The organism is Actinoallomurus acanthiterrae (assembly GCF_054775715.1).
Window position 1 is genome coordinate 12,111,199 of record NZ_BAAHCO010000001.1, and the last position, 13,325, is coordinate 12,124,523.

The following is a 13,325-nucleotide window of genomic DNA, read 5'->3' on the forward strand; positions in this document are numbered from 1 at the left end:
CGGCGTGCCGCGCCGCCTCACCCGGCGCCGATCCATCACGATGGGTGTCCGGGAGGTGACATGGTGTATCAGCCGGTGCGCGAGGTGCCGCAACGCCACAGGGGGCTCGGCATCGCCGCGCTCGTCCTCGGCATCGCCGGGCTCCTCACGCTGTGGCTCTGCGGCCTGGGCGTCCTGCCCGCCCTGGCCGGCGTCGTCGTCGGCGTCATCGCGGTGGTTCAGCGGAACGGCCGTGGCATGGCCGTCGCGGGCCTGATCCTGTCGGCGCTGACACTGGCGCTCGCGATCGCCTTCGCCGTCTGGTTCTACGGCCGGATCGCGCCCTGCTCCGACCATGCCCGCTATCCCACGAAGCAGGCCCGGGACGAGTGCCTCCAGAAGCGCGTCCCCTTCTTCAAGGCCACGCCCCACCCCTGAGCGGGCGACGGAGCACCGCCGTCTTGACAGGCCTCGGGGCCAGAGGGAGCATGACGGCGGGCGTTGATCTACCGCCCAACCTCCTTCGCCCCTCCCCGGCAGGGTCGCTCGGTGGAGGCAAAGGGGATCCCTTCCTCGGATCGCTGGTCATCCGCCCGCCACGGGCTCGTTCGCCGGGGGTCGGGTCGCGTGGTGTCGAGGGCCTGATGACGGCGAACAAGAACTTCAAGCGACGTGTCCGCGAGCGCGCCCGGCGTACGGGCGAGTCCTACACCGCTGCTCTCAGGCACCTTCGACGTCTGGACGCCAAGGAGCAGTCCATGCAATCCATGCAGTGGCAGCGCATCGAGAAACCCGACTTCGGCTACGCGGTCCAGGTCCCCCGGAACTGGGAGGAGCGGGAGCCGAACCTCAAGAACAGCCCGTGGGAGACCGCGCGGTTCGTCGACCCCGGTGACCGGCGGCACAGCCTGATCGTCTTCCGGCAGCCCGTACGGCCCGGGCGTTCCGCCGCCGAGATCGCCGAGGGCGCGCAGCAGTCGCTCGCCGGGGTCGGCTTCGTCGACTTCGAGATCAGCGACGTGACCGTCGCCGGGCGGGCCGGCGCGCGGCTGAACTGCGCGCGCCACGACGCCGGCCGGACGTGGGCGGTGCGCGAGTACTTCGTCGTCCAGGACGGCGTCTCGTTCTGCCTGGGATGCGGGTCGTCCGTCCCGGGCGAGGACGATCCGCTCTTCGGAGTGCTCGCCGAGCGCCTGGAACTGCTCGAGCTCGGCTGATCCCGGGCCGGCGGGCGAGCCCCGCCGGCCCCTTTATCGATCATTCGCCGAATACGGCGTGACAGGCAGATGGGCGGACAGATCCGCCCGCGATCCGCTCGCCGCGATCCGGTCGGTGGCGTCCGTCCAGGCGAGCCGGCCGGTCGCGAGCAGGATCCACGTCTTCGGATCGGTCTCGATGACGTTCGGCGGGGTGCCGCGGGTGTGGCGCGGGCCCTCGACGCACTGCGCCGCGGCGTACGGGGGCACGCGCACCTCCACCGAGCGCCCCGGCGCCTCCCCGGCGAGCCGGTCCAGCAGCAGTTTCACGGCCAGGCGTACGGCCGCGCGCTCGGGTTCGGCGCCGGCGGCGTACGCGGCCACCACCGCGTCGATGAGGGCGTCGGCGAGGCGGGCCGCCGGGCCCGCGTAGGGCTCCTCGCCGAGCGCGGCGAGTTGGTCGTCGAGGGCGGCGCGCAGCCGCTCAGGTGTGGGTCTGGCCATGGCAGAACCGACGCTACCGGCTGAAACAGTGCCCACCGACCCGTGGGACACGCTAAATTGCCTTAGTCCCCCATATGCCACTAAAGACCACTTGCCACACCTGTACTGTCTTGTGGTTGTTTGGTTACTCGCAGCCGGTGGCCCCCTCCCGGCCCGCGCCCCCCACTCGAAGGAGAGCCCCCACGTGAGGGTCCGAGCCAGAAGACTCGTGATCGCGTCCTCCGCCGTCGCGATCACGGCAGCAGCCGTCCCCGCCTACGCCGCCATCACCGCCCCCACCGCCCACGTCGCGGTCGCATCCGCCTCGACCCAGGCCGTGCCCGGGCAGTACATCGTGACGCTGAAGCACACCGGCGCCCGCCTGTCGAAGCTCACCGGCCTGCGCCGCCTCCACGACTTCGGTGACGGCTTCGCCGCCAAGCTGACACCGTCGGAGCTCAAGAAGGTGCAGAGCGACCCGAACGTCGCCGCCATCGAGCCGGACCAGGTCATCAAGATCAACACCACCCAGACGCCCGTCAACTGGGGACCGGACCGGATCGACCAGCACAAGCTGCCGCTCTCGCACTCCTACACCTACAAGCACACCGGCTCGGGCGTCGACGCCTACGTGATCGACACCGGCATCGACACCACCCTCAGCCAGTTCCAGGGCCGGGCGAACACGGTGTACGGCAAGGCGGACTGCAACGGCCACGGCACCCACGTGGCCGGCATCATCGGGTCGAAGACGTACGGCGTCGCCAAGGGCGTCAGCCTGCACGGCGTCCAGGTGCTCGACTGCTCGGGTCAGGGCAGCACCTCCGACGTCATCGCCGGCATCAACTGGGTGATCAAGCACCACGGCGCCAAGTCGGTCGCCAACCTATCCCTGGGCGGCGGCAAGTCCACCGCGCTGAACAACGCGGTCACCAGCCTGTCGAAGTCCGGAGTGTTCGTCGCCGTCGCCGCAGGCAACGGCGACGAGAACGGCAACCCGGTGGACGCCTGCAAGACCTCGCCGGCCAGCGCGGCGAGCGTCGAGGCCGTCGCGGCCAGCACCTCGACCGACAAGCGCACCTCGTGGACCAACTACGGCAAGTGCGTGGACATCTACGCTCCCGGTAGCAACATCAAGTCGACCTACCCGGGCGGCACGGAGGTCCTCAGCGGCACGTCGATGGCCACGCCGTTCGTGACCGGTGTCGCGGCGCTCTACAAGTCGACGTACGGCCAGAAGTCGTTCGGCACGGTCCAGACGTGGATCCACTCGCACGCGACCCTGAACGCCATCAAGAACAACAAGCCGAACACCCACAACCGGCTGCTGTACAAGAGCACCCTCTGATCCGCTGATCCACGAGAAGGCCGCCGCCCCACCGGGGTCGGCGGCCTTCTCGCGTCTGAGTTTCCGCCCGGAGCCGTCTATCCGCTCTAGCCGGTGGCGCATCCCCTCATCTGCCAACTCGTCTCCGACCTGATCACCATGCAGACGCCCGCCAGTCCTGAGCTGTGCGAACTGGTGCAACGCGTCGACGCGTAAAAAGCACCATCCAGCTTCACCAGCGATTGCCGCCTCTTACGGCAGCAATCGCTGAAGAGGCGGGGAACGCCAACGATCAAGGAGTGGGCTCAGCGGTGGGTGCCGGGGCTGGCCAACGATAGCGGTCGTCATCTGAGCCAACCTGCCGATGATCTGTCCCTTGATGTACTGGGCGGTGCCGTCGGTGCCGGTCGAGGTGTGGTGCTGGACAGCGACGGCGCACGAGGGCATGACCTGCTCACCGCCCACGCTCCTGACCTGGGGCACGTCCCGACCGCGGCAAAGGAGGCAACCACCCCGCTGCTCCATCACGAAAACCATCGAACGATCCAACCGTCACCTAAAGTCGCGACACGTTACCGAGAATGGCGCAACGTGAAAAGGACCAGAAAAACAGCAATCGGACTAGCATTGGCTGTCGTTGTTTCGTTTTTCGCCATCTTCGGCGTCTTCGCCTACGAGAAATTCTTCAATGCGAGCACGGTCACGATGGGAAAGGCGATTCCGCTGACCGAGGGATCCGGACCGAATGGTGAGCGGTGGCAGCTGGTCGCCCGCGTCGAACACAAGCATCACTCCAGTGGCGATAAGACGCGGCTATGCCTCAACCTCATCGTTGGGGGTGAGCAGTCTGCCGGCGGATGCGAGTTCGATGCACGACCGTCCTATGGTTACTGGAGCTCAGGAAAAGGGCCCGGTTATTCGAACTTCTTTCTGGGGCCCGTGCCGACAAACGCAACCCAGGTCCGCCTCGCTGGCCCGGGGCTGAAGACCTATGTGGTGCCGACCTCACCGCTCCCGGCAATGAAAGGGATACCACAAGGCCGCTACTTCATCGTCGACTCCGACCCGGACGGTAGCGTCACGGCACGGAACGATGGTCGGCGATACTGGACGGTGACCCCGCTTGACGCCCATGGGCGGTCGGTGTCCTTCCGCGACTTCTGATCGTGCTCATGGTGAGTTCGTAGGCCGCAGGAACCAAAGCGAGTAGAGCGCGCGCAGCTTGCCCTCCAGCTCGCTCAGTCCGCCCCACGACTTCTCGACGGGGATCGCGTCGTCGACCCGGTGCAGGTAGCACCCTGCGCGCTGGTCCACTGAATGCACCGATACTGGACCAATGGACCAGAGCATCGGTGAGTTCCTCCGCTCTCGGCGCGCCCGCATCCAGCCTGGCGACGTGGGACTGCCCGAGTACGGCCGGCGGCGGGTGCCCGGCCTGCGCCGCGAGGAACTGGCGCAGCTCGCCGGCGTCAGCGTCGACTACTACGTACGCCTGGAGCAGGGGCGCAGTCCGAGCGTGTCCGACGCCGTGCTCGACGCGATCGCCCGCGCACTGCGCCTCGATGGGACCGAGAGTGCCCACCTCCGCAACCTGGCGCGCCCTGACCGGACGACGCGCACGGCACAGCGGCCACAGCGCGTACGGCCCGGGCTACTCCGCATGCTGGAGATGATGCGGGACATTCCGGCCTTCATCCTCGGCCGCCGAATGGACGTCCTCGCCTGGAACCCGCTGGCCGACGCCGTGACCGGGTTCTCCGGCCTGGATCGGCCCAACGCGGCTCGGCACGCCTTCCTGTATCCGGCGGGCCGCGCCCTGTACCCCGAATGGGAGGCCGTCGCCGCGGAGACCGTCGCGTACCTGCGCCTCCACGCCGGCCGGTACCCGGACGACGCGCGGATGGCCGACCTCGTCGAAGAGCTTTCGGCGGGTAGCGAGGCGTTCCGCCGCCTCTGGGCCGGTCAGGACGTCGTGGAGAAGACGCACGGCCGGAAGCTGATCCATCATCCGCGGGTCGGCGAGCTGGAATTCCGCTTCGAGACCTTCGCGCCTCCCGGCGACGAGGATCAGCTGCTCGTCGCCTACACCGTGGCGGCCGGCTCGCCCGCCGAGGAACGGCTGAGGCTGCTGGCCGCCGACCAGGCCGCCGCTCCCGCGTACGTCCTGACGTCGACGTGATCCCTGGCGCTCACCGCGGTGAGCGCCAGGGGTCAGCGGGTCAGCTCATGCGGCCGGCTCCAGCACCGGCTCGGTCCCCACGGCGGCCTGACTGCGGGTGCGCAGGGTGTAGAGGCTGAGGGGGACGCCGATGGAGACGATCGCGGCGCCGACCAGGATGGCGAGCTGGTAGCCCGACAGGAAGGCGTGGATCGGCGTGGAGCCGCCGCGCAGGACCGCGGACTGGCGTGACGTCAGGATCGCGCCGATGATCGTGACGCCGAGGAGGCCGGAGACCTCGCGGGAGGCGTTGAGCACGCCGGAGGCCGCGCCGGCCCGCGCGGGCGGGAGCACACCGATGACCGCGTCGGTCAGCGGCATCATCGTGAAGCCGGAGCCGATGCCGAAGGCCACGAACGCGGGCAGCAGGTCCATGAAGCTGCCGCCCTCGCCGACGAACGAGACCATGACCATTCCGACGACGTTGAGGGCGAGACCCGCCGCGACGGTGAGGTTCGTGCCGAGGCGCCGCGCGACCGTCCCGGCGAACGGCGCGATCACGATCATCATCAGCGCCATCGGGATGATGGACGCCCCCGCCTTGGTCGGGGAGAAGCCCAGGATGTTCTGCAGGTACATCGCGGTGAAGAGGTAGACGCCCATCACGCCGAAGCCCCACAGGACCATCGCGCCGAGGCCGCCGCTGAAGACGCGCTCTCGGAACATCGACAGGTCCACCATCGGGTCGTCGGTGCGGGTCTCGACCACGATGAACACCGCCGCCGAGACCGCGGCGAGGGCGAACGCGCCGAGGATCAGGGCCGAGGTCCAGCCCCGGTCGTGGCCCTCGATCAGCGCGTAGGTGACGGAGAACAGCGCGACGGCGGAGGTGAGCAGGCCCGGAGCGTCCAGGCGGCGGCGTACGGCCTCGTCGGTCTCGCGCATCGAGAAGGCGATGATGGCGATCGTCACCACGCCCACGGGGACGTTGATCAGGAAGATCCAGCCCCAGTGCCAGCGCTCGGAGATGAACCCGCCGGTCAGCGGCCCGAGTGCCAGGGCGAGCGCGCCGACCGCGCTCCACACCCCGACCGCCCTCGTACGCTCGCGCGGGTCGGGGAAGGTCGAGGAGATGATCGCGAGCGTCAACGGCGCCGACGCGGCCGCGCCCACCCCTTGCAGGACCCGGGCGACGATCAGCGTCGTCTCGTTCCCCGCGATCCCGGCCAGGAGCGACGCGGCGGTGAAGACGGTCAGTCCGGCCAGGAACAGCCGGCGGCGGCCGTACACGTCGCCGAGCCTGCCGCCGACGAGCATCAGGCCGGAGAAGACCAGGATGTAGCTGCTGACGATCCACTCCAGCCCGGACAGCGTCAGGTGCAGGTCGCGCTGGATGGACGGCAGCGCCACGTTGACGACGTTGTTGTCCAGATAGGTCATGAAGGTCGCCAGCGCGACCCCGGTCAGGGTCCACCAGCGTCGACGAGATTCCATCGTCCCCAACTCTCCTATACAGCGTTCTTATACGTCGTACATGTACCTCGTATAGGGAAGCTTGTACGGCGTATAGTTGTCAAGTGGCCGCAGATGAGGAACGGGCTCGCCTGAGCCGGGAGACAGTGGTGGACGGCGCCCTGGCGCTCGCCGACGAAGAGGGGCTCGAAGGGCTGACGATCCGCCGGCTCGCCCAGCGCCTGGGCGTCACGCCCATGGCGCTCTACTGGCATTTCAAGAACAAGGACGAGCTGCACGTCGCGCTCGTCGACCGCGTGTGGTCGCTGGTCGACACGAAGGTCGACCCGGAAGCACCGTGGTACGACCGGCTCCACGCGTTGATGGCGTCCGCCGTGAGCGTGCTACGCGCGCATCCGAGCGCCGCTCGCCTGCTGATGGGCGCCTGGATCGACGCCCCGCGCTGTTACGACTCCATGGAGGCGGCGCTGGCGATCCTCGCGGAGGGCGGATTCAAGCCCGAGACGGCGGCCGCCATCTCCAAGTACGGCCTCCGCACGGCGATCACGCTCGTCATCGGCGACGCGCAGGTCAAGCCCACGATGACGGACGAGGAGGTCGCCGAGATCCATCGCCGCAAGCGCATCATGCTCGAGACGATGTCCCCCGAGCGGTACGGCCACGTCATCGCCGCCGCGTCCGCGCTCGCCGCCGGGCAGGACTCCGACGCCGAGATCGCTCTCGGGATCGACATCTTCATCGCCGGCGTCCGGGCCCTGGCCCCGAACGGCTGACCGCGCCGCGCCGGGCCTGGCCCGGCGCGGCGCGGTCGCTCGATCAGCCGAACAGCGCGGGCAGGGCGCCCTGGTGCACCTCGCGCAGCTCGCTCAGCGGGATGGAGAACAGGCCCTCCACCTCGAAGGCGTCGCCGCCGACCGTGCCCAGTCGGCGCACCGGGACCCCGGCGGCCTCGGCGAGGGCGGCGACCCGCTCCTCGTGCTCCGGGTAGACGGCCACGACGGCCCGGGCCACGGACTCGCTGAACAGCTCGGTGAACGGGTCGTCCGGCAGGCTGACCACGCAGCCGAGCCCGCCGCGCAGGCAGGACTCGACCAGCGACTGCGACAGGCCGCCGTCGGACAGGTCGTGGGCGGCGCTCAGCACGCCTTCCCGCGCCCCGGTCACGAGCACGGACGCCAGTGCCGCCTCGGCCGCGAGGTCGACGCGCGGCGGCAGCCCGCCCAGGTGCTGGAACACGACGTTCGCCCACTCGGAGCCGCCGAACTCCGGCCGGGTCTCGCCGAGCAGCAGCAGCGTGGTGCCCTCGACGTTGAACGACATCCGCACCCGGCGGTCGACGTCGTCGTGCACGCCCAGGACGCCGATCACCGGGGTCGGGTTGATCGGGGTGCTGCCCGTCTGGTTGTAGAAGCTGACGTTGCCGCCGGTCACCGGGACGCCCAGCGCCTGGCAGCCGTCGGCGAGACCCTCGACGGCGCGCGCGAACTGCCACATCACGCCCGGGTCCTCCGGCGAGCCGAAGTTGAGGCAGTTGGTGACCGCGAGCGGCCGCGCGCCCGTGGTCGCGACGTTGCGGTACGCCTCCGACAGGGCGAGCTGCGCGCCGGCGTACGGGTCGAGCCGCGCGTAGCGGCCGTTGCCGTCGGTGGCCAGCGCGATGCCCTGCGGCCCGTCGCCGATGCGGATCACGCCGGCGTCCTCCGGCATGGCCAGCACGGTGTTGCCGAGCACGAACCGGTCGTACTGCGAGGTGACGAACGTCTTGTCGGCGAGGTTCGGCGAGCCGATGAGCCACAGCACCGTGTTGCGCAGGTCCTCGGCGGTGGCCGGGCGCGGCAGGCGGCCCGGGCCGTCGGCCTGCAGCTGCCCCAGGTCGGCCGGCGGCTCGTACGGCCGCTCGTACACCGGGCCGTCGTCGGCGGCGGTGCCCGGCGGGATGTCGACGATCGTCTCGCCGTGCCAGGTCATCCGCAGCCGGCCCGTGTCGGTGACCTCGCCGATCACGGTGGCGGGGACGTCCCACTTCCGGCAGACCTCGAGGAAGCGCTCGACCTTGGCCGGCTCGACCACGGCCATCATGCGCTCCTGCGACTCGCTCATCAGGATCTCTTCGGGCCGCAGCGTCGCGTCGCGCAGCGGGACCTTGTTCAGGTCGATGTCCATGCCGCCGGTGCCGGCAGCGGCCAGCTCCGTGGTCGCGCAGGACACGCCCGCCGCGCCGAGGTCCTGGATGCCGACGACGAGGTCCTCGGCGAAGATCTCCAGGCAGCACTCGGTGACGACCTTCTCCATGAAGGGGTCGCCGACCTGCACCGACGGCCGCTTCTGGTGCGACTCCTCGTCGAAGGTCGCGCTCGCCAGCACCGACGCGCCGCCGATGCCGTCCGGCCCGGTGCCCGCGCCGAAGAGGATCACCTTGTTGCCGGGACCCGGCGCGATCGCCCGCTTGATGTCCTCCGGCTTGAGCACACCCACGCACAGGGCGTTGACCAGCGGATTCGCGGCGTAGCAGGGGTCGAAGACGACCTCGCCGCCGATGTTCGGCAGGCCGAGGCAGTTGCCGTAGCCGCCGACGCCGCGCACGACGCCGTCGAGCACCCGGCGTGTGTCCGAGGCCTCCGGCGGACCGAAGCGCAGGGAGTCCATGACCGCGACCGGCCGGGCGCCCATCGAGATGATGTCGCGGACGATGCCGCCGACGCCGGTGGCCGCGCCCTGGTACGGCTCGACGTACGACGGGTGGTTGTGCGACTCGATCTTGAAGGTGACGGCCCAGCCGTTGCCGACGTCGACGACCCCGGCGTTCTCGCCCATGCCGACGAGCAGCGCGTCGGTCTCGGGCGCCTTGTCGGCGAACTGCCGCAGGTGGACGCGCGAGCTCTTGTACGAGCAGTGCTCGCTCCACATGACGGAGTAGATGGCCAGCTCGGCGGAGGTGGGCCGCCGGCCCAGGATCTCCCGCACGCGGGCGTACTCGTCGTCCTTCAGGCCGAGCTCGGCGTACGGCAGCTCGCGCTCCGGCGTGCGCTCCGCACGCTCGACGGTGTCCGTCTCGACCGGCGGCGCGGCGGGCTGCTCCGCCGCGGGCTCCGAGGCCGCCAGGTCGGGGTCGGTCGCCGACGGGCCGGCACCGGGCCGCTCGTCGCCGGACTCGTTGACGGAGGTGTGGGCCTGCTCAGTCACTGGTGCACCAACTTCTTGAGGACAGAGGTGAAGAAGCCGAGCCCCTCGGTGGAGGTGCCGGTCAGCGCCTCGACCGCGTGCTCGGGGTGGGGCATCAGGCCGACGACGTTGCCCGCCTCGTTGCAGATGCCGGCGATGTCCCGCAGGGAGCCGTTGGGGTTGACGTCGACGTAACGGGCGACGACCCGACCGGTGGACTCCAGCTCGTCGAGGGTGTCCTCGTCGGCGACGTAGCAGCCGTCCATGTTCTTGATCGGGATGACGACCTCCTGGCCCTGCTCGTAATCGGTGGTCCAGGCGGTGTCGGCGTTCTCGATGCGCAGGCGCTGGGCGCGGCACACGAAGTGCAGGCCGGCGTTGCGGGTCAGCGCTCCCGGCAGGAGGTGCGACTCGCACAGCACCTGGAAGCCGTTGCAGATGCCGAGCACCGGAAGGCCGTCGCCGGCGGCCGCGACGAGCTTGTCCATGAGCGGGGCGAACCGGGCGATGGCGCCGGCGCGGAGGTAGTCGCCGTAGGAGAAGCCGCCGGGAAGAACGACCGCGTCGACACCGAAGAGGTCGGCCTCGGCATGCCAGAGGGACACCGGCTCGGCGCCGGCGAGGCGGACCGCGCGTGCGGCGTCCCGGTCGTCCAGCGAACCGGGAAAGGTGATGACGCCCACACGGGCTGACATGGGCACACTCCGATCAAGGAACGGTCGGGACGTGCCCCAGCTTATCCGGGGGTCTACCCTGCGGTTTTCAGCAGCTCGGGCTCGAGGAGGCGCATCGGGGACTCCTCCTGCCAGCTCAGCCTCTTCTGGAGGTAGACGACCGTGCCCGCGTCGGGGCGACTGTCGAAGGTGACGTCGTCGACGAGCGCCTGCATGATCTTGATCCCCCGCCCGGACTCCGAATCGGGCCCCGCGCCTTTCTGCTTGTCGCTTTGGAAGCCGTGGCCCGTGTCGGCGACCTTCAGCACGCAGTGGTCACCGGCGATACTGGCGATCACTTCATAGTGGGACGCCGAATCAACGTGCTGCACGACATTGGTGCAGGCTTCGGATGCGGCCACGAGAAGGTCGGCAATACAGGCTTCCGAAACCCCCAACCCGCGCAGCGTATCGCCCAGGACCCGTCGGATCACCGGGATGCTGAGAGTCTCACGCGGCAAGTCGAGTGAGAACTTCATATCCACCGGACACCTCGTGTCATCTTGACCCCTGACCTGGGGTCGGCCCCGTCTGCTGATTCTTTCAACGAAGCTAAGGCTTCCCCGGTGGAAACTGGCGTAATCGCGGGACCGAGCTAACTTTAGGCGACTATTCTGCGCGGAGTTCGAACGTCTCGATGACGGGGTTGGCCAGCAACGTCTCGGCCATCTTCCGGACACGTTCGGTGGCCGCTTCGTCGGCCGGCCCTTCAACTTCGATCTCGAAGCGCTTACCTTGGCGTACCCCGGTGACACCCTCGAAACCGAGCCGCGGCAACGCCCGGGCGACGGCCTGACCCTGGGAATCGAGAATTTCCGGCTTCAACATGACGTCGACGATGAAACGCGCCATGGCAACCCCCTCTGATCTGCAGCTACGGCACCGAAGCGTACGGCAACGCCGCGACGCCGGTGACGCGAACCCTCGCCCGATGGGATCGTTAGGCCCGATCCCCCGCCCCCGAGGAGTCGTCATGCGCGCCGAGGAACTCACCGAGCCGGAATCCGCTCTCTGGGAAGCGTTCCCCACGGCGCGGACGGTCGACCTCGGCGGCCAGGGCGAAGTGCGTGCCGAGGTGATCGCGGCCCTGCTGCTCGGCGCGCGACCACCCGAGCCGGGACGGGTTCCGGCGGTCCGGCTGACGGGCGCGAAGATCATCGGACGGCTCGACCTGTCCTTCGCCGACGTGCCATACGCGGCTCTGCTGCGCGACTGCGAGTTCGCGGAGACGCCGAGCCTGTACGGCGCTCGCCTGCGCCAGGTGAATCTCACCGGCTCGCGGCTGCCGGGTCTGCAGGCGTCCGATGCCCATATCGATGGCCTGCTCTGGCTGAAAGACTGCCGCTTCGACGGCCCGGTGACGCTCGTCGGCACTGAGGTCAACGGCGCCCTGTCGCTGGGTTCGGCTCGGATCGACGGCGCGGGGCCGCTCCGCGCGGATGACCTGATGGTGTCCCGTGACCTGGTCGCGGACCATATGCGGGCCTCGGGGGAGGTCCTGCTCCGCGGCGTCCGAGTGCAGGGCACCGTCATCCTCGACGGCGCCCGGCTGTCCTACCCGAACGGCGTCGCGCTGAATCTGGACCGGGCCCGGGTGGACGGCGCCGTCCAGCTCGGAGACGGCCTGCACGCCGAGGGCATGGTCAGCCTGCGATCGGCCGTGATCGGCGGCATGCTCGATCTGAACGGCGCGGAGCTGGTCAATCCCTCAGGCATAGCGCTGCGCGGACACCTGGTCACCGTCGGGAGCAGCCTGCGCGCCTCGAAGGGCTTCCACGCGCAGGGGCTGATCTACCTCGACGCCGCCCGTGTGAACGGCTCGATCGTCCTCGACGGGGCACACCTGTCCAACCAGGGCGGCATCGCGCTGGCGGCCTCCCGGGCCGAGATCACCGGCGGCCTGTTCGGCAAGTACGGGTTCGTCGCCGACGGGGCGATCCATCTGGTCGACACCCGGGTCGGGGCCAGCGTCGACTTCTCCGGCGCTCGGCTCACCGCGCCGGGGACACGCGCGCTCAAGGCGCACGGGATCAACGTCGTCGGCGTGGTCGACTGCTGCGACGGTTTCACCGCCGAGGGCCGGGTCTCGTTCGCCGGCGCTCGGATCGGCGGTGACCTGTGCTTCGACGACGCGACGATCAGCGCTCCCGGGGAGGCCGCCATCAGCTGCCGGCAGGTGCGCGCCGCCACGCTGCGGCTCAGGACGCGCGGTGTGGACGGCGCGGTCGACGTACGGCACGCGCGCGTCGAGGTGCTCCGCGACGCTCCGAAGGGCTGGCCGCCGGGCTCCCGGCTCGAGGGCTTCACGTACGAGACGGTCGAGGATCCCGGCGCGGGCGCCGACCGGCTCGGGTGGCTGGACGGCGCCGACGGGTACCAGCCGCAGCCGTACGAGCAGCTCGCCGGCGTCTACCGGCGGCTGGGGCAGGACGCCGACGCCCGTACGGTGCAGCTCGCCCGGCAGCGCCGCCGGCGGCGTACGCTGCCGCGCTGGCTCGCCGTCTGGGGCCTCGTGCAGGACTGGACGGTCGGCTACGGCTACCGGCCGCAGCGGGCGCTGCTGTGGCTGGCCGGGCTGCTGGCCGTCGGCGTCGTGGCGTTCGGCGCCCACCACCCGCCGCCGCTGAAGGCGGGCGAGGCGCCGCCGTTCAATCCGTTGCTGTACACGCTCGACCTGCTGCTGCCGGTCATCGGCTTCGGCCAGGAGGACGCCTTCGGGCCGCGCGGCTGGCAGCAGTGGCTGGCCGCGGCGCTCGTCGCGTCGGGCTGGATCCTCGCCACCACCATCGCCGCAGGCGTCTCGCGGGTGCTCTCCCGTTAATGGCCGAGGCGAA

14 protein-coding genes are annotated in these 13,325 nt (G+C 69.9%); 7 read left to right on the forward strand and 7 right to left on the reverse strand.

Going from position 1 to position 13,325, the window contains the following annotated elements:
- Positions 1-60: 60 nt before the first annotated feature.
- Positions 61-417 (forward strand): DUF4190 domain-containing protein, encoded by a 357-nt coding sequence (locus ACYVF7_RS57025; RefSeq protein WP_460356713.1) that lies wholly within the window; start codon positions 61-63, stop codon positions 415-417.
- Between the two features lie 206 nt (positions 418-623).
- Complete coding sequence (locus tag ACYVF7_RS57030) at positions 624-1,196, forward strand: hypothetical protein (RefSeq protein ID WP_460356715.1); 573 nt, start codon at positions 624-626, stop codon at positions 1,194-1,196.
- Between the two features lie 33 nt (positions 1,197-1,229).
- Here ACYVF7_RS57030 and ACYVF7_RS57035 read toward each other — a convergent pair whose 3' ends face one another.
- Positions 1,230-1,679 carry a sterol carrier family protein gene (locus ACYVF7_RS57035; protein ID WP_460356718.1) on the reverse strand — a complete coding sequence of 150 codons (450 nt, stop codon included), beginning with the start codon at positions 1,677-1,679 and terminating at the stop codon, positions 1,230-1,232.
- 184 nt (positions 1,680-1,863) lie between these two features.
- Between ACYVF7_RS57035 and ACYVF7_RS57040 the strand changes: the two genes are divergently transcribed.
- Both ACYVF7_RS57040 and ACYVF7_RS57045 read left to right on the forward strand, forming a co-directional pair.
- On the forward strand, positions 1,864-3,006 hold the full coding sequence (locus tag ACYVF7_RS57040; RefSeq protein ID WP_460356721.1) for a S8 family peptidase: 1,143 nt from the start codon (positions 1,864-1,866) through the stop codon (positions 3,004-3,006).
- A 294-nt stretch (positions 3,007-3,300) separates the two neighbouring features.
- A complete protein-coding gene (locus ACYVF7_RS57045) occupies positions 3,301-4,149 on the forward strand; it encodes a hypothetical protein (protein ID WP_460356723.1) in 849 nt (282 codons plus the stop codon).
- Positions 4,150-4,155: 6 nt separating this feature from the next.
- On the opposite strand, the gene ACYVF7_RS57050 is transcribed toward ACYVF7_RS57045, so the two are convergent.
- On the reverse strand, positions 4,156-4,299 hold the full coding sequence (locus ACYVF7_RS57050; protein WP_460356726.1) for a hypothetical protein: 144 nt from the start codon (positions 4,297-4,299) through the stop codon (positions 4,156-4,158).
- A gap of 22 nt (positions 4,300-4,321) precedes the next feature.
- On the opposite strand from ACYVF7_RS57050, the gene ACYVF7_RS57055 reads away from it, so the two are divergent.
- Positions 4,322-5,164: a helix-turn-helix transcriptional regulator gene (locus ACYVF7_RS57055; protein WP_460356728.1), complete on the forward strand. Its 843-nt coding sequence runs from the start codon at positions 4,322-4,324 to the stop codon at positions 5,162-5,164.
- Between the two features lie 45 nt (positions 5,165-5,209).
- Here ACYVF7_RS57055 and ACYVF7_RS57060 read toward each other — a convergent pair whose 3' ends face one another.
- Positions 5,210-6,637 carry an MFS transporter gene (locus ACYVF7_RS57060; RefSeq protein WP_460356730.1) on the reverse strand — a complete coding sequence of 476 codons (1,428 nt, stop codon included), beginning with the start codon at positions 6,635-6,637 and terminating at the stop codon, positions 5,210-5,212.
- Positions 6,638-6,720: 83 nt separating this feature from the next.
- Here ACYVF7_RS57060 and ACYVF7_RS57065 point away from each other — a divergent pair, with 83 nt between their 5' ends.
- Complete coding sequence (locus tag ACYVF7_RS57065) at positions 6,721-7,389, forward strand: TetR family transcriptional regulator (RefSeq protein WP_460356732.1); 669 nt, start codon at positions 6,721-6,723, stop codon at positions 7,387-7,389.
- 43 nt (positions 7,390-7,432) lie between these two features.
- Here the strand turns inward: ACYVF7_RS57065 and purL are convergent, their stop codons facing one another.
- The 4 genes from purL to purS form a co-directional block, all read right to left on the reverse strand.
- On the reverse strand, positions 7,433-9,718 hold the full coding sequence (gene purL / locus ACYVF7_RS57070; RefSeq protein ID WP_460358605.1) for a phosphoribosylformylglycinamidine synthase subunit PurL: 2,286 nt from the start codon (positions 9,716-9,718) through the stop codon (positions 7,433-7,435).
- A gap of 77 nt (positions 9,719-9,795) precedes the next feature.
- On the reverse strand, positions 9,796-10,473 hold the full coding sequence (purQ, locus tag ACYVF7_RS57075) for a phosphoribosylformylglycinamidine synthase subunit PurQ (RefSeq protein WP_460356735.1): 678 nt from the start codon (positions 10,471-10,473) through the stop codon (positions 9,796-9,798).
- A gap of 53 nt (positions 10,474-10,526) precedes the next feature.
- Positions 10,527-10,970 (reverse strand): ATP-binding protein, encoded by a 444-nt coding sequence (locus ACYVF7_RS57080; protein WP_460356737.1) that lies wholly within the window; start codon positions 10,968-10,970, stop codon positions 10,527-10,529.
- Between the two features lie 130 nt (positions 10,971-11,100).
- Complete coding sequence (purS, locus tag ACYVF7_RS57085; protein ID WP_252845398.1) at positions 11,101-11,343, reverse strand: phosphoribosylformylglycinamidine synthase subunit PurS; 243 nt, start codon at positions 11,341-11,343, stop codon at positions 11,101-11,103.
- Between the two features lie 121 nt (positions 11,344-11,464).
- On the opposite strand from purS, the gene ACYVF7_RS57090 reads away from it, so the two are divergent.
- On the forward strand, positions 11,465-13,312 hold the full coding sequence (locus ACYVF7_RS57090; protein WP_460356738.1) for a pentapeptide repeat-containing protein: 1,848 nt from the start codon (positions 11,465-11,467) through the stop codon (positions 13,310-13,312).
- The last annotated feature ends 13 nt before the right edge of the window (positions 13,313-13,325 follow it).

What these genes read in the sequence shown, in the direction of transcription:
- ACYVF7_RS57025 (WP_460356713.1), top strand. Translation starts at nt 61, where the DNA reads ATGGTGTATCAGCCGGTGCGCGAGGTGCCGCAACGCCACAGGGGGCTC.
- ACYVF7_RS57030 (WP_460356715.1), top strand. Translation starts at nt 624, where the DNA reads ATGACGGCGAACAAGAACTTCAAGCGACGTGTCCGCGAGCGCGCCCGG.
- ACYVF7_RS57035 (WP_460356718.1), bottom strand. Translation starts at nt 1,679, where the DNA reads ATGGCCAGACCCACACCTGAGCGGCTGCGCGCCGCCCTCGACGACCAA.
- ACYVF7_RS57055 (WP_460356728.1), top strand. Translation starts at nt 4,322, where the DNA reads ATGGACCAGAGCATCGGTGAGTTCCTCCGCTCTCGGCGCGCCCGCATC.
- ACYVF7_RS57060 (WP_460356730.1), bottom strand. Translation starts at nt 6,637, where the DNA reads ATGGAATCTCGTCGACGCTGGTGGACCCTGACCGGGGTCGCGCTGGCG.
- purQ (WP_460356735.1), bottom strand. Translation starts at nt 10,473, where the DNA reads ATGTCAGCCCGTGTGGGCGTCATCACCTTTCCCGGTTCGCTGGACGAC.
- ACYVF7_RS57080 (WP_460356737.1), bottom strand. Translation starts at nt 10,970, where the DNA reads ATGAAGTTCTCACTCGACTTGCCGCGTGAGACTCTCAGCATCCCGGTG.
- purS (WP_252845398.1), bottom strand. Translation starts at nt 11,343, where the DNA reads ATGGCGCGTTTCATCGTCGACGTCATGTTGAAGCCGGAAATTCTCGAT.
- ACYVF7_RS57090 (WP_460356738.1), top strand. Translation starts at nt 11,465, where the DNA reads ATGCGCGCCGAGGAACTCACCGAGCCGGAATCCGCTCTCTGGGAAGCG.